Annotated in this window: 20 protein-coding genes; 4 read left to right on the forward strand and 16 right to left on the reverse strand. The window is 57.6% G+C overall.

Annotated elements, in window-relative coordinates:
* Position 1 precedes the first annotated feature (1 nt).
* From HBO05_RS00915 to HBO05_RS00985, 15 genes are all read right to left on the reverse strand, one after another.
* Positions 2-370 carry a head decoration protein gene (locus HBO05_RS00915; protein WP_172311245.1) on the reverse strand — a complete coding sequence of 123 codons (369 nt, stop codon included), beginning with the start codon at positions 368-370 and terminating at the stop codon, positions 2-4.
* 8 nt (positions 371-378) lie between these two features.
* Positions 379-1,398, reverse strand: a complete 1,020-nt coding sequence (locus HBO05_RS00920; RefSeq protein WP_172311247.1) for a peptidase — start codon at positions 1,396-1,398, stop codon at positions 379-381.
* 234 nt (positions 1,399-1,632) lie between these two features.
* Positions 1,633-2,109 carry a phage virion morphogenesis protein gene (locus HBO05_RS00925; RefSeq protein WP_172311249.1) on the reverse strand — a complete coding sequence of 159 codons (477 nt, stop codon included), beginning with the start codon at positions 2,107-2,109 and terminating at the stop codon, positions 1,633-1,635.
* 10 nt (positions 2,110-2,119) lie between these two features.
* Positions 2,120-2,947: a phage minor head protein gene (locus tag HBO05_RS00930; protein WP_172311251.1), complete on the reverse strand. Its 828-nt coding sequence runs from the start codon at positions 2,945-2,947 to the stop codon at positions 2,120-2,122.
* A 1-nt stretch (position 2,948) separates the two neighbouring features.
* Positions 2,949-4,445: a DUF935 family protein gene (locus tag HBO05_RS00935; RefSeq protein ID WP_172311253.1), complete on the reverse strand. Its 1,497-nt coding sequence runs from the start codon at positions 4,443-4,445 to the stop codon at positions 2,949-2,951.
* Positions 4,442-6,046 carry a hypothetical protein gene (locus tag HBO05_RS00940; protein ID WP_172311255.1) on the reverse strand — a complete coding sequence of 535 codons (1,605 nt, stop codon included), beginning with the start codon at positions 6,044-6,046 and terminating at the stop codon, positions 4,442-4,444. The genes HBO05_RS00935 and HBO05_RS00940 overlap by 4 nt, the downstream gene beginning before the upstream one ends.
* Positions 6,043-6,594, reverse strand: coding sequence for a phage protein Gp27 family protein (locus HBO05_RS00945; RefSeq protein WP_172311257.1), 552 nt, complete (start codon positions 6,592-6,594; stop codon positions 6,043-6,045). Before HBO05_RS00945 ends, HBO05_RS00940 begins: the two co-directional genes overlap by 4 nt.
* A gap of 2 nt (positions 6,595-6,596) precedes the next feature.
* The gene (locus HBO05_RS00950; RefSeq protein WP_172311259.1) at positions 6,597-6,890 is read right to left on the reverse strand and encodes an ArsR family transcriptional regulator; all 294 of its coding nucleotides are present in this window, start codon (positions 6,888-6,890) and stop codon (positions 6,597-6,599) included.
* Positions 6,887-7,192, reverse strand: coding sequence for a DUF2730 domain-containing protein (locus HBO05_RS00955; protein ID WP_172311261.1), 306 nt, complete (start codon positions 7,190-7,192; stop codon positions 6,887-6,889). Before HBO05_RS00955 ends, HBO05_RS00950 begins: the two co-directional genes overlap by 4 nt.
* Positions 7,189-7,407, reverse strand: a complete 219-nt coding sequence (locus HBO05_RS00960; RefSeq protein WP_172311263.1) for a TraR/DksA C4-type zinc finger protein — start codon at positions 7,405-7,407, stop codon at positions 7,189-7,191. The genes HBO05_RS00955 and HBO05_RS00960 overlap by 4 nt, the downstream gene beginning before the upstream one ends.
* Before the next feature lie 6 nt (positions 7,408-7,413).
* Complete coding sequence (locus HBO05_RS00965; RefSeq protein WP_172311265.1) at positions 7,414-8,028, reverse strand: lysis protein; 615 nt, start codon at positions 8,026-8,028, stop codon at positions 7,414-7,416.
* A gap of 195 nt (positions 8,029-8,223) precedes the next feature.
* Positions 8,224-8,451, reverse strand: a complete 228-nt coding sequence (locus HBO05_RS00970) for a hypothetical protein (protein ID WP_172311267.1) — start codon at positions 8,449-8,451, stop codon at positions 8,224-8,226.
* Positions 8,448-8,948: a structural protein gene (locus HBO05_RS00975; protein ID WP_172311269.1), complete on the reverse strand. Its 501-nt coding sequence runs from the start codon at positions 8,946-8,948 to the stop codon at positions 8,448-8,450. Before HBO05_RS00975 ends, HBO05_RS00970 begins: the two co-directional genes overlap by 4 nt.
* Before the next feature lie 106 nt (positions 8,949-9,054).
* Complete coding sequence (locus tag HBO05_RS00980) at positions 9,055-9,636, reverse strand: hypothetical protein (protein ID WP_172311271.1); 582 nt, start codon at positions 9,634-9,636, stop codon at positions 9,055-9,057.
* Between the two features lie 440 nt (positions 9,637-10,076).
* The gene (locus HBO05_RS00985; RefSeq protein WP_172311273.1) at positions 10,077-10,511 is read right to left on the reverse strand and encodes a hypothetical protein; all 435 of its coding nucleotides are present in this window, start codon (positions 10,509-10,511) and stop codon (positions 10,077-10,079) included.
* A gap of 68 nt (positions 10,512-10,579) precedes the next feature.
* Here HBO05_RS00985 and HBO05_RS00990 point away from each other — a divergent pair, with 68 nt between their 5' ends.
* The gene (locus tag HBO05_RS00990) at positions 10,580-10,792 is read left to right on the forward strand and encodes a DNA-binding protein (RefSeq protein ID WP_172311275.1); all 213 of its coding nucleotides are present in this window, start codon (positions 10,580-10,582) and stop codon (positions 10,790-10,792) included.
* A gap of 15 nt (positions 10,793-10,807) precedes the next feature.
* Here HBO05_RS00990 and HBO05_RS00995 read toward each other — a convergent pair whose 3' ends face one another.
* On the reverse strand, positions 10,808-11,071 hold the full coding sequence (locus HBO05_RS00995) for a hypothetical protein (RefSeq protein WP_222932555.1): 264 nt from the start codon (positions 11,069-11,071) through the stop codon (positions 10,808-10,810).
* 111 nt (positions 11,072-11,182) lie between these two features.
* Here HBO05_RS00995 and HBO05_RS01000 point away from each other — a divergent pair, with 111 nt between their 5' ends.
* The 3 genes from HBO05_RS01000 to HBO05_RS01010 are packed head-to-tail and all read left to right on the forward strand — an operon-like array spanning position 11,183 to position 12,895.
* A complete protein-coding gene (locus HBO05_RS01000) occupies positions 11,183-11,662 on the forward strand; it encodes a hypothetical protein (RefSeq protein ID WP_172311279.1) in 480 nt (159 codons plus the stop codon).
* Complete coding sequence (locus HBO05_RS01005) at positions 11,659-11,961, forward strand: helix-turn-helix domain-containing protein (RefSeq protein WP_172311281.1); 303 nt, start codon at positions 11,659-11,661, stop codon at positions 11,959-11,961. Before HBO05_RS01000 ends, HBO05_RS01005 begins: the two co-directional genes overlap by 4 nt.
* A 10-nt stretch (positions 11,962-11,971) precedes the next feature.
* Complete coding sequence (locus tag HBO05_RS01010) at positions 11,972-12,895, forward strand: hypothetical protein (protein WP_172311283.1); 924 nt, start codon at positions 11,972-11,974, stop codon at positions 12,893-12,895.
* Positions 12,896-12,897: the final 2 nt, after the last annotated feature.

Below are 12,897 nucleotides of genomic sequence, written 5' to 3' on the forward strand. Positions count from 1 at the left end.
ATCAGAGGGCCGCACGGGCAACAATGCCCAGGGCTTCAAGTTCGCCCAGGGCGGTTGCTTTTGGGGCGTCAGTGAAACCAGCAGGCCACACCAGTTCATTCGGATCGACAACGGCGCCGCGAGCGATCAGCACACCGGGCCGGTCACCGTCAGTGGCGTCCACATCTTCGGCCAACACCGCGACCGCTTTTTTGGCGGCGGCCTCTCCGGCTGGGTCGAGTACCTGGTACTTGCCGGCCACCTTGGCTAGCACCTGGCCCAGCAAATACTTGGTACCAGCGAGCAAGATGCCTTTCTGTTTGGTCCAGCCTTCGCTGACTTCAACCAGCAGCACGTCACCCAAGTCTTTGGGTTGGGTAAAAATGGCCATGCGGCCTCCTATTTTTGGTTGCGGGCTTCAGCGTCGGCCAGCAGTGGGTTTGCGGATTGTTTGGAAATTTTGCCTGCCCGTTCCTTGGAGGCCTGTTCGCTGAAGCTGACCGAACCGGCCAGGGTGTTGAACACCTTCTTGAGCCCCTCGCTCAGGGGCTCTCGTTCGTCGCCTTCACCGAATTCAACGGGTTTTGCACCGCCCTCGGCGAAGTCCAACGCCGCGACAATGGCGTCTACGTGAACAGGCTTCATGCCTGCTGTTACGAGCTGCTCGGCGTACTCGACGTTTTTGGCGTGAGTGGTTTCCTGCTTGGTTTTCAGATCATCCTTTTGGCGCTTGTCGATCTGGCCTCGCAGGCGTTCGTTTTCATCCTTAATGGCAGCAGCTTCTGCTTCGGTCACGGCGGTTACCTCGGTAGTGGGTTTGGTGGCGGGGTCGCTGAATGCGGTTGGCACGTCTTCACGGCGTGACTCCGCAGCGAGGGTTTCGACTTCCCAATTGGGCACGACCTGGTCGGCGACGGTTTGCCCGAATTGGCCGATCAGCCACTCGCGCAACTTGCGGAAAATGCCAGCGGAGACGCTGTTGCCAAAATCGCCAAACTCGACGACGCCTTCTTCGTCTTCAGCCAGCTCAATGGGGCGCAGGCCTTTGACAGACGGTGGCTGGCCGCCTAGAAAACCGACATGGCGCAGGTAATACACACCAGGCACTGGATTGTTGGCGGCGTCAGGGTGATAGAAGGAAGCCGAGATTTTTTTATAACTGCCCTTGGCAATTTGCTCGGCGAAGTTGGCATCTACCTGCTGGGTTTCGGCGACAAGGCCGTGATCTGCGAAGGACAAAGACTTTACCCAACCACCGGCTGGGGAGTCGTGTTTCGGATGACCGAACACCAATGGTGCTTCGTGCAGTGCCGGGTCGTAGGCTTTTACCGTAGCGGCCAAGTCCGACTCGCTAAAGTTGAGACTGTCACCGCCCATTGTGATGTGAGTGCCTGACCTGAAGATGTGCAGTGGTTTCATGAGCTGTGCGCTGCGTGGAAGTGATACGCACAGACTGAACCCCTGATCGGCTCAAGGCTTTTAATCGAGTTTAAAGAGTTTCAAATCAAGGGCCGAGGCGGCGCGGGTGCATTTGGCACCCGCGCCGCAGGCAAAGAGTGAGGCGAGTCGGCTTTATAAAGCGTTTACAACGGTGTTCACCCCTACTGTTCGGTGAACCGCAGCAGCATCGCAGCTCATGGGCCTCTGAGGGCCTTACAGGCGAGCGGCCTTTTCGATGTGATGCATGGCCAATTCCAGGATCGACTGTTCTGCTTCGGGCTGCAGCTGACCTTCGGTATCCATCGGCAGGAACGGACGACCTGGAATGTCACCCCACAAGTGCGGGAAGTCAGACTTGTCACCGCCGAAGTGCATCATGGCGGCATAGGGCTTGTTGCTGCCGACCAAGGCGGTGCTGTCATCGGCGCGGCTGGTGATCGAGGCCGCCAGTCCGGCAGCGCTGACCTGCAGTATCTGACCCGGCCAGTTACCGCTCTTCGCCCGACGCTCGGTGGTGGCATCCGACAGATCCGCCCAGTCGGGCCGACCTTCCTCGGCGAAGTTCTCTTCGGTCTGACTGAGCAGCTCGGCGGCGATGCCACGCATCAACGGTGCAACATCACCCACTGCCCACTCTACCTGGCGTAAAGCGTCCTGCAGGCGCTGGTGGTCCAGTTCGATAGTAATCATGGTGAATCCCCTATGCCGCTGTTTGCTTGCGCTTCAGCATCTCAGCCAGGCCCGCACCAGGTGCGTGGTTGAAGCCTGGGTCTGTTCGGAACGTTACGGATTTTCCTGCGGCATCGCTGGTGCGCAAGCCTGTGACCTCTGCTGTGCGAATCTCGCCGGTACGCTTGTTCACTCCGGTTTCAATCGTTTCTGTGAACATACGGCCTTCGCTCGAAACGATTCTGAGCCCCCGGCGCTTGACCGCAGCCTCGGTCAAGGCAACGACGCGGCAACGGCAATTGAAACCGTTTGGTGGAAAGATCGAGGACCAGATCGGGTCATCGTGACGGAACACCTGACCATTCAAGGCGCGATGACTGGGCCGTGTTTTGCCGTCGAGGATGGCCACGTACATCCAGTACGGATGTGTTTCCGTGGTTTCCTCCATAGCGGCCTTGCGACCGGCCATGTAAGCGCTCTGCAGGTTGGTCTGGTAGATCGTTTTCAAGCGACGGGGGCTGCCCAGTTGGACCAGCTCGCCCACGCCATCGCTGCCGACGATCACCTGTTGCCCCCACCAGCCCTGAGATTCCAGGGTCGGCTGCAACGCGGTGATGAACTGCTTGAGGGTTTGCCCGTCCTGCAGCGCGGTCTCCAGTGCGCCGCGAATATCAGACAGCAGATCGAGGCGCATGGCCTTGGCCACTGTGAAAGCTTGGTCATGAGCCTGGTCGAGCATTTCCTGCCAGTTCCAGGTGATGGCGTAGCCCTTGGACTTCAGGTAAGCGACGGCCTGTTCGGGTTCCAGTCCAAAGATAGCCTTGAGGTCTGCGGGGTTGGGTGCTTTGGCGCTGGCCATATCAGTCCTCCCGATCCGCGTTGACACTCAGCCGGCCCCAGGCATCAGCTATGAACAGCAAGCGCGCCAGGTTCTGCTGCAGAGACTGGTCATCCATCTGCGGGTAGATTTCGGCTAGCAGGCCGAGGGCTTCGCTATCAGAGCGCCCGCGCTGCAGGGCCTCCAATACAGGTGCGACAAGCCTTTCGCTCTGCTCCTGGAGCTGCTCGGCGGACAGTTTGCCAATAGCCTGATCGAGCGCGACCTGGTCGAGGATTGGTTTCAACGTGGGCTCAGCAAAAGCAGGCCCGGTATCACCTGGTGCTGTTTCGACGATGTCGCCGTCCTGCAAGTTATAGGTGCGTTTGAAGTACTGCGGTGTGAACGTCACACCCGACTCACTGAGGCTCTTGTCTCGCTCGGCCAGGACCTTATCAATCTCTTCCTGCTCCCACAGCTCGTACACGGGAGCCACAATATGTTCGCCAAAGTTGATATCAACGATGCGACGGATAATGGCGTTGATCGCCGTGGCCACGATCCCGGCGTCACCATCACGAATATCCTTGGTGACTTCGGCGCCTGCCTCGGCACTGGCGCGGTTGCTCTCTTTTTCAGTGGTCTGATTTTGCCCGAGCATGGCCACGTTGATTTCGCTGCGGCAGTACTCCAACAATTCGCGATAGACCGTGGCGCTGCCTGCCTTGCCGGATGCCTCTTTGATTTCAATGCTGGAGTCGTCAGGAATAGCCGCGACGGCGTCCTGCACCATGGCCTCCAGGCTATCGAGCAGCAAGTCGGTCTCGGCGTCAGTGGCGCCACGGGGGTGTTTACCAATCACCCAGGGGCTGCCGTATTTCTCGGTGAACTGCACCCAGAACTTCAGACCACCCTTCATGAACATGGCGGGCCAGAAGCACATGCTGAGGTCAGGAAAACCGTAGGGGTTGGCGTAGGTCGCGTCCTGACGCGCCACAATGAAACGCTGCGGGTCACACAGCTCGCCGTCTTGACCGCCTTCCTTTGAGCGAAAGCGCAGTTGATTGTCCTTGTCATAGAAGAACCATTCGGCGGGCTTGCCGAGCAGATCAGAGGGCATCAAGTACCCGCCGACTGGCTGCCACATCAACTCAACCGGCTGGTACCCAAACAACGGCGCATCGAGCAGCTCGCGAATGATGCGGTCCAGGTCCAGATCGAGCAGCCAGTCGCGAACAAACCGTTCGACCTTGACCGGAGCGTTTCCACGCTTGATACCGCGCTCCAGGGCAAGCACCGAGGCCTTGCGGCGGCGGATGTTGCCACCGACTAGTGCTGAGCTGCGTAGATCGCGGTAGACCGTGATGTCCTTGCCCTGAGCTTTTAGGATCGGGTCAGGGTTGGGCAAGTTGGCGCCGCCAAAGGCGCCACCGCTGGAGCGGTCGCGGGTGGCAATGTGCCGACCAAGCAGGCTATCGCGCTTGGCATCGGCAAAATTGACGAATTCGGTGGTGCTGACCCACACGCCTTTATTGTTCATGCATACCCCTGGGTAATTCGGCGGCCCTGTCGTGGGCGGCGTGATTTAGCGGCAACTGGGCCTGAAGCCACTTCCAGCGTGGCGAAGTTGGCCAGCGCTCCGGCCCCCGCGAAGTCACCATGGCGGTACAGGTCCGGGTCTTTAAGGTCTTGTGAGCGGGCTTTCACGATCATCGGAATGCCCTCCACGGTTTCAATGGCGCGCACGTCCTGGTGCAGGTTGTCGTCCTTGGGCATGGTGATAGCGCCGTCTTCATACAGCTGCACGAACTTGGGCATCCAGGCGCCGTACCAGGCGCGGCTGATCTTCACCTGGTGAATTCGGTTGTGACCGAATTCGTCTGCTGTGTCCTCGGCAAGGGTTTCGCCGCTGCCCGTGGCGTCCAGGGCGGCACCGACAAACCGTGGCAGGCCGCGCAAGATATAAAACAGGATCTGCTGTTGCTGGCGGGTCGGTACCTTGTGCATTTCCATCACAAACGGCACGTCACGGTGCCGGGACATATCCACCGACATTGGGCAAATGATTGAAAAGTCGCGGTGACGCGCATAGTCCATGCCCAGGAAGTGGCGCAGATCAGGATCAAGCTCTGAGATGACTGGCGCCAGGTAGCGGTCAATCCAGTCATTTACATAGGCTTCGCGGCGATATAGAGCCTGGTGGACAAAGTCCGCATCCAGCGCCAGGCGCAGTACCTCGCGACCTGGGCGCATAGCCTCGTCAACCCACACACCAGGGATGCAGACGCCATTGCCGTCACGGGGGATGGCGTCCAGCTCTTCGCGCATCTGCGACTTTCGCGGGCCGTAGGCGTTACGAATTTTCTTGTACCAGGCTTCTTTGCCTTCGGCGGTAGGCTGTTCACCCGCCATGTAACACACGCGCTCATACAAGCCATTGGCAACGGCGTCGTCAAACGTTGCCTTGTAGACCTCGGCGCTGTCGCCATAACGCTTGTCCCGGATGTCATTGACCATCTGGTTGAACGGATTGGCTTTGCCGTTGTGGGTGCTGATGATGACGATTCGACCGCCCCAGATCAGCAAGGCCGTAGCAGCATCGAGCACGGCAGATACATCACGGTGGAACGCGGCCTCGTCGATGATCACCTTGCCTTGCAGGCCGCGAATACCGGCTGGGTTGCTCGACAGCGCGACGATTTTGAAGCCCGAGGCGTACCGTATGCGGTAAGCGTTGATCTGTCGTGTGTTGCCCGACTCGTCCTGATCTTCAAACAGGAACTCTTCAATTTCGCTGACACCCGAAGCTTGAGCCTCAGCCATCACACGGCTGAACTTGGCGCAGTAGCCAATGAACTCTAAGCCTTTTTCCTTGGTGTCGCCGATGTAAAAACAGTCCATGCCACCTGCAGACTTCTGCGAGGCGGCGGTGATGACTGAGTCCAGGGCCTCGGCGAATGTGATTCCCGTGCGACGACCCTTTTCGCAGAGTTTGATTTGCGCCCGAATTTTCAACCAGTCCACCTGGTGAGCCATCAAGATGCCTTCGGCAATGGGGTCGCACCCCTCTGGGATCTGCCGAACGCTGGGCGGGAGTTCGTCCCATTCGATGACACGGACAGTGCTGGAAGATGGCTTCATTGCTTCACGCCCAAGAAATTCTGGCGCCAGTACATGGCTTGCTCTTCGGACAACCCCTTGGCCTTGACTGCCTTATCCAGCTCAGCGGACTGTTCGCGAATCAGGCGGTCACGGCCTGCCTGTTCAGCCGCCTGGCGCTCTTTCATGCTGAGTGTTCGGGCCTGCATTGTATTTTTTGCTGCCCTGGCCAGGTCGGCCACTTCCTTGGTGGTGACCTCATCCTTCTCATGGGCGCCCATCGCGGCCTGGTAAGCCAGAGTGGAAATGGCCTCGACCAGCAGCGCGCCAGTCTTGTCGCTGGAGTCTTCGCCAAACGCGCCGACAAAGGCCTCGGCTTGCTCCCGGTGCTGTCGGGTTTTTTCTGTCAGTTGTTCAAAGCCAGCCTTGAAGCGGCCCAGCGCACTTCGGCTGGGCACCTTTTCATTAGGAAACCGCGATTGGATATCGCTGATCATGTCATCCAGCGTCATGCGATCTTCACGCAAAAGCTTCTGGATGTACGCCTTGACCACTGGCGGCAGGCGGCTGATAGATGACTTGCCCGCCATGGTTATGCCCCCGGACGTTTAATGCCCGGAACGCGAGCGCGCCCTGCGGCGATATCCTGACCACGTTCGGTGAGTGTGGCCACCAGCACTGGGCCAACATCGGTAACTGTCACCGCACCTTGTTCAGCCAGCCAATGCATCTCGGTTTTAACCTGATCACGACTGAGGGTGTGGCCAAAGCTCTCCAGTGCCATGGCCAGCACGGAGCTGTTAGCGCGGTAGCCGGTGGTTTCGGCCAGCAGGCGCAGAATGACCAGGCGATAGTCTTCACGCAAAAAAGCGGCGTATTGGGTCATGTCTTCTCTCGCAACAAGTAATCATTGATCCGGTCCAGCGAACGGGCCAAAGGGCCAAGTGCCTCTTTAACCCCCGACAGCTCGGCCCGCACGGCTTTCATGTCACCTAACAGATCGGTGACAGCGGTCTGGTCGGGCAGGTGTCTGATGTGTTCTTCCAGGGCGATAATGCGTGTGCGCAGCGCCAACAACTCCTGAGCGCTAGCCGCCTGGCGGTTGGTGAACCACGTGTAGATACCAATCACCGTGAGGACTACCCACTGCATGGCGGAAAAGCTGAAATTCAGTTGTTCCAGGTTCATCGAAAACCCCGTCTGTTCATGTGTTTCAAAGCATCCGTGCAGTCGAAACAGTGTTCGGTACCCGGTTCGTTTTGGCGACGGTCCTCGGGGATCGCGTCACCGCAAGCCTCACAGCGATAGGCCGAAGGGCCTGAGCGTCGCTGCAATCCGTGGCTATACATACGTGCCGCCGACTCATCGTCGTCCTGCTCTGTAGCGTGTTCGGCTACATCCATAGAGCGTCAGTCCTTTTCCTGTAGATCAAGCAAACCATTGAGTCGGGCGAGGTTTCCGCGTACCCACAGGCCGTAGTCCTGGGCATGGGCAAGAATGTCTGCGGGAGTGACGCCGCTTTCCAATAGTTCGGCGTCAGTGCCGGGGGTGGCCCAGGGCGCTTGCGCAGGTTGGGCGGCAGTGGCGCCTGGTCCTGGGGCGGGCACACCGAGGGCGGTGTTGAAGTCGCGCAGCCAGCCAGCAGTGAACACGCAACGAGGGATAGGCTGAGTAACTGCGCCAGGCGCAGGCCGGTATTGGGTCGTGACATGGGGAATGCGCTCCTGGAGCAGTTGTTTTTCATTGGCGTACTGCTCCATCAGGTTGAACAGCAGAGACTCGCTTTCGTTGGCCCTGGTGACTTGCTGGAGCAGTTGCAGACGGTTGGCGCTTTCAGCCGCCAGTGCCTGCTCGGCGTGTTTGGATTTGAGGTCTGATAGCGCTGTTGTGCCCAGGGCGTTGGCATATCGAAAGCCGAAGCCATACGCGATTGAGCCCGCTGCCGAGGCACTCAACACACAGGCAAGTGCCACGGCGGCCAGGCGCGCGGGCAGCGGCCAGGTCAGTTGGTCAAGCGCGCCCATGGAGGTGCCTCTGGCGGTTTCGTGATTTTCGCGCTCGACGCTTGGCCGCAACGATTCCGGTCTTGCCTCTTCGCAGAGGCGGAATGACTGAAGCCCTGATCCAGCTTCCAGAAACGGGGTGAGGTGACGCCAGACGGTTCCACCAGGTGACCCCGGCCACCAGCGCGGAGAAAAGCTGACTGAAGAGGTTGAGTCTCATGGCAACGTCTCCTCGGGCGGGCCTTGTTTGATCAGTCGGGCGAAGAACAAGACTACCGCCAGACCACTGTTCAGGACGGCATAAGCGCGTGGCGAGAGCTGTGCTTGCCACATTGGTAGCAACTCCAACTGAGCGAGCCCCAGAAACGCGATCAGAATGGTGATCTGGACGCTGTAAAGCCGGTAGCAGCAGCGCCAGTCGCAGATGGGTTTGACTCCCTTCATGCTGCACTCCCGCTGGCCTGACCGTGCTTGGTGCGGCGCTCAATGCCCGCGAGAGTCAACCCATCAGCAATAATCGATTCGCCATACCACTGACCACCGGGCAGCGGCCCAGCACCGTTTTCGTGGCGAATGATCGCCAGCACCAGTGTGCGCATGACATCGAAGTCGTAAACGTCCACACCTTCATGGTCAGGATCGAGTCCCAAGGCGCGGGCCACGCTGGCTGCGTAGGCGTTGGTATTGTTTTCGGAGGGCGGCGCCCAGCGCTCGATGATCTCGCGCACGGTGTCGATTCGGCTGCCGTCAGCCGCTCGACGCTTGTCCTGATAGGTGATCAGTACGCGGGCAATGGCGCGAATACCCCAGCGGGGGGCGGTGTATTGGACGAAGGCTTGGTCGTCCTGGGCAACAGCCATGCCTTGCCAGCGCACACCCTTGGCGTGGCGAATGTTGCCGGGGTTGAAGTTGCGGATGCCGCGAGGGTTTTCGGGTCGCATGGGACGCCTCCTGTAAAGGCGCCGTAGGTTCCAGGCGCCAGAAATACACACGCCGCCATGATGGGCGGCGTGTGCCAGGAAGGCTTTTAATCGGGTTTAAAGAGATTTATGTGGGACCGTTTTTACAGTGTGCGGCCCTTGGTATTTCAATTGTTTTTTTTGTTACAGGATCAATTTTGTATGACTTGAGACATTCTCGACCGCCACCAAACCTCGTCTGTAGCTCTGCGTCACTTTCGGCTTCTATTTTCGCTGAAACTATTGGGTCCGCAGACTTTAGGCATTCCGCCCGGTCTCCTTTGAACCGCTCCAAGGTGTCTTGAATTGAGCCAGAGATAGACTCTACGCCGCCTTTTTGCGCGGCGGTCACTTGAGCGGCCCACCAACTTTGCGCATAGATACCTGCGGAACTGCAGCGTCCCAAAGGATCTAGGACCGACGGTCCAAACAAAGCTTTGCCAGAATTTACTAGTGAAATGAAATGCCCGCTATGTGCCCCAATGGATTTCAGGTCTCCTGCTTTCAACACTTTGACACCGTCGACCATGGCCTTATCTAGGGCGTCCATCTGTGATGTCGCTCTCTTAAGTGCTTCTGGGCTAGGCCCTGTAAATGATGATGCACTCACCGCTGATGATAGCAACAGGGTGAGCGCCAAAAATTGATACTTCTTACTGCGCCCGTTCATTGGCTACTCCTTTTGAACAGTTTTACAAGTAGCTTCCCTACAAGGCGCGAAGCCTAACTGCCGTTGAACGATCTTCGAAGCCCGTGCCAAACCACGGCCCCAATTACAACAATCATTACAGAGGCGGCTCCTAGCGCAAAAAAAACTTGCGGAGATACTCCAGGGGGGTGCGCATTCAACCAAGTTGTCAGCAGTCCCCAAACGAACAGGATTAGGACGCCATAGCGCTGCAAGCGCTCATTTTCGGCCTTCGTTTCAAGCTCGCTACGGCATTGATTACAAATGGTTGCATCAGAGCTAACAATTCGATCTTCGCATCGGGCACAGGGTTTGATAGATACCTGCCGAAGCTGCTCGGGCGTCAATTTCAAAACCGCGTTCAGCTCGTAATAGTCGCGCCCGGCTACACGATTGTTATCCCCATTGATCCCCATTTCCTATCACTCCTTCGTAATGAAATCTCGCCCAGCTACTCGGTGATTAGATCCGGAAACGGTTTGCTTACTTGTGTGTATCCCCTGTTTGACCCCTTCCGTAGCGGTACCTTCGCCAATCAGTAGGGAGGTGAGTGCGCGCTTTTTGCTTGCGGTATCAAGAGATCGATACTCGTCGAGCAGCACTTCTTCGTCCGGAGCCAATTTACTCGATACAGACAGAGAGCGATCTCCCGTGAGGACATACATGGCATCAACGCCGATGCCCATGAGTTTCGCTATCAGGTCAGCTGGGCATTTCTGCCTTCCAGAAACAACATCCTTGAGCCTTTGCGAGCTTGTTTCGTTTGCGGCGCGAGACGCCGCCGCCAGCGACATACCGCAGCGGTCGATTTCTTCGCGCAGGCGAACGTGTATTAATTCCACCAAATCTGTTGACACGGTGTATATATCCCACCAAAATAATCTACACAAACACTAATCATCTTTGCATCACAGGAGCCACCACCATGGCCACCCATGCCAAAGCCCTAACCGCCGACCAGGTGAAAGAAAACTTCCGGCGCGTCGGCAAAACGATCACTCAATGGGCTATCGAAAACGGCTACAGCCGTACTTCGGTGTACCGCGTTCTCAATGGGCAAGACAAAGCCCATTACGGAAGGGCCCACGATATTGCGGTGAAACTTGGGCTGAAACCTTCATCGGCGTTGGCAGCGTAATGGCCGCCTTACAAATCAGCACCGACCGTTTCGGATTCCTGTCGGCTGCGCCGAAAGTTGGCGAGACATACGCGCCTCTGCCAATTGATCGCACAACCAGGCCAACGTCTTTGTGGCTTCAACCTCAATCGGTTGCCCAGGCCAACGTATCTGCCGCAATGCTTGCTCCAACCCATCACCGGTTACAAAACCTTCGATCTCAAGAACTGCCGCAAGGCGTAACCAGCCCTGTGCCAATGCATTCACTTGCGCCTCAAGCGCATCAATACGGTCGGTCATAGCCATGTCTCTGTTTGCGAATGTACCGCAAAACTTTGCAACTGGCGCAACCCGTTTGGCTAGCTGCAAAAAATGTTTTTGTTTGGAAGGCCGCTTTTTTGGGGGTATCCAATGAATCGTCGCCGCTGGAAGAACCTTCAACCCACCTCTCTGCGCCACGCCCTAGAGCTGTGCAAAGACTTTGCAAAAGAGGCGCAGAACGCGAGCGTAGAGCGTATTGCCGTTGAAATGGGCCTGTCTGACCACTGGGCCCTATATAAATGGTTACAAACTGGTCGCATGCCAGCCAACTTAATTCGTCCATACGAGCGGGCGTGCAACTGCGATTACGTCACCCGTTGGATCGCTGCTAGTGCGGGCCGCATCACCATCGAGATACCAACCGGGCGCAATTGCACTGCTCAGGACACACAGGTCCTCCAAGAACTGCTGACAACAGCGGCCGGAAAGCTCCTTGCTTTCTATGCCAAGAACAGTGAAGCCGACGAAACGCTTGCAGCCATTCAGGCCGCCATGGAAGGGCTTGCCTGGCACCGGGGCAACGTCAGCCAAACCCAGCACCCACAACTTGAACTGGAGGGGCAGCCATGAGCCGCACGGCCACGGGAGCAGCCCGCGTACTTGGCGTGCTGAAAGCACTGAAGGGCCACACCATAACCGGCCTCAGCAACGCGGAGCTGGCTCACCTCACCGAGGACAGCCCGAGCAACATCACCCGCGCTATGCAGACCCTGATTGAAGAAGGGTTGGCGGTGAAGTTGGATAACGGTCGGTTTGCCCACTCTGTGGCCATGCTGCAGATCGCCCAGGCACACGCCGAACACATGTCCAAGTTGCATAACCGCATGCAGGAAACCAATCAACGCATTGCCGCAGGCTCAATGATCTAAGGGGAACACCATGGCACGCACCAAAAATCCAACCGCTGATGCTATAGATCTGCCCGCCTTGAATGGCGAAGCACTGACAGCCGACCAGAACGCAATGGCAACAATGCTTGCTTCCCATAGCGATGAGCGCGACCTGCTCAATCAGCTCATGGGGCAAGCACAAATGTCTGACGCATTCGCAAAATTTTCCGTCACGGTGACGGCTTCCAAGCTCGCATATGTTAAGGAAAACAAGCTGTATCGGGCTTTAAAGGGAAAGAAAAACCCACACGGTGACGGAATTTTGAGCGGCTCATGGGAAGAGTTCTGCAACCAGCTTGGGCGCTCAGTCGAGCATACGGATAGAGATATCGCCAACCTTCGCGCCTTCGGCGAAGAAGCCCTCGAATCCATGTCCCGCATGGGCATCGGCTACCGGGAAATGCGCCAATACCGCCGCCTGCCTGAAGACGCACAAGCCGCCCTGATCGAGGTCGCCAAGACTGGCGACAAAGAAGCCTTTGTCGACCTGGCCGAAGAGATTCTGGCGCGCAACGCAAAGCTCAGCCAGCAGCTGGACGATGTTAACGCCGATTATGAGGCCCAGGGCGAAGTGTTGGCGGAAAAACGCAAAGAGCTGAATACCGTCGAGCAGGAGCTGAACAAAACCCGCAAACGTATCCAATTCGCCACCCCTGACGAGGTCATCAAAGACCTTCGCGTCGAGGTGCATTCCCTAGCAACGGATTTCGAGCTGACTGTGCTCGGCAAGCTACGCGAAGGCTTCAACCAGATGGCCGAACACGGCGCAGAACATGGCCAAGACCATCGCTTCTATCAAGCCGACCTGATTCGCCAACTTGAGCTGGCCCTGGCAACCCTGCGCAGCGACTTTCACCTGCCTGAACACCGGGAAAACGAAGACCCCGTCTGGATGGCTAAAGACGAGGCTTGAGC

The sequence above is a fragment of the Pseudomonas sp. WS 5079 genome (genome assembly GCF_012985465.1).
Lineage (GTDB): Bacteria > Pseudomonadota > Gammaproteobacteria > Pseudomonadales > Pseudomonadaceae > Aquipseudomonas.

Excerpts from the sequence above, each read along its gene's own strand:
- HBO05_RS00915 (WP_172311245.1), bottom strand. The coding sequence starts at position 370 with ATGGCCATTTTTACCCAACCCAAAGACTTGGGTGACGTGCTGCTGGTT.
- HBO05_RS00920 (WP_172311247.1), bottom strand. The coding sequence starts at position 1,398 with ATGAAACCACTGCACATCTTCAGGTCAGGCACTCACATCACAATGGGC.
- HBO05_RS00925 (WP_172311249.1), bottom strand. The coding sequence starts at position 2,109 with ATGATTACTATCGAACTGGACCACCAGCGCCTGCAGGACGCTTTACGC.
- HBO05_RS00930 (WP_172311251.1), bottom strand. The coding sequence starts at position 2,947 with ATGGCCAGCGCCAAAGCACCCAACCCCGCAGACCTCAAGGCTATCTTT.
- HBO05_RS00935 (WP_172311253.1), bottom strand. The coding sequence starts at position 4,445 with ATGAACAATAAAGGCGTGTGGGTCAGCACCACCGAATTCGTCAATTTT.
- HBO05_RS00940 (WP_172311255.1), bottom strand. The coding sequence starts at position 6,046 with ATGAAGCCATCTTCCAGCACTGTCCGTGTCATCGAATGGGACGAACTC.
- HBO05_RS00945 (WP_172311257.1), bottom strand. The coding sequence starts at position 6,594 with ATGGCGGGCAAGTCATCTATCAGCCGCCTGCCGCCAGTGGTCAAGGCG.
- HBO05_RS00950 (WP_172311259.1), bottom strand. The coding sequence starts at position 6,890 with ATGACCCAATACGCCGCTTTTTTGCGTGAAGACTATCGCCTGGTCATT.
- HBO05_RS00955 (WP_172311261.1), bottom strand. The coding sequence starts at position 7,192 with ATGAACCTGGAACAACTGAATTTCAGCTTTTCCGCCATGCAGTGGGTA.
- HBO05_RS00960 (WP_172311263.1), bottom strand. The coding sequence starts at position 7,407 with ATGGATGTAGCCGAACACGCTACAGAGCAGGACGACGATGAGTCGGCG.
- HBO05_RS00965 (WP_172311265.1), bottom strand. The coding sequence starts at position 8,028 with ATGGGCGCGCTTGACCAACTGACCTGGCCGCTGCCCGCGCGCCTGGCC.
- HBO05_RS00970 (WP_172311267.1), bottom strand. The coding sequence starts at position 8,451 with ATGAAGGGAGTCAAACCCATCTGCGACTGGCGCTGCTGCTACCGGCTT.
- HBO05_RS00975 (WP_172311269.1), bottom strand. The coding sequence starts at position 8,948 with ATGCGACCCGAAAACCCTCGCGGCATCCGCAACTTCAACCCCGGCAAC.
- HBO05_RS00980 (WP_172311271.1), bottom strand. The coding sequence starts at position 9,636 with ATGAACGGGCGCAGTAAGAAGTATCAATTTTTGGCGCTCACCCTGTTG.
- HBO05_RS00990 (WP_172311275.1), top strand. The coding sequence starts at position 10,580 with ATGGCCACCCATGCCAAAGCCCTAACCGCCGACCAGGTGAAAGAAAAC.
- HBO05_RS00995 (WP_222932555.1), bottom strand. The coding sequence starts at position 11,071 with ATGACCGACCGTATTGATGCGCTTGAGGCGCAAGTGAATGCATTGGCA.
- HBO05_RS01000 (WP_172311279.1), top strand. The coding sequence starts at position 11,183 with ATGAATCGTCGCCGCTGGAAGAACCTTCAACCCACCTCTCTGCGCCAC.
- HBO05_RS01005 (WP_172311281.1), top strand. The coding sequence starts at position 11,659 with ATGAGCCGCACGGCCACGGGAGCAGCCCGCGTACTTGGCGTGCTGAAA.
- HBO05_RS01010 (WP_172311283.1), top strand. The coding sequence starts at position 11,972 with ATGGCACGCACCAAAAATCCAACCGCTGATGCTATAGATCTGCCCGCC.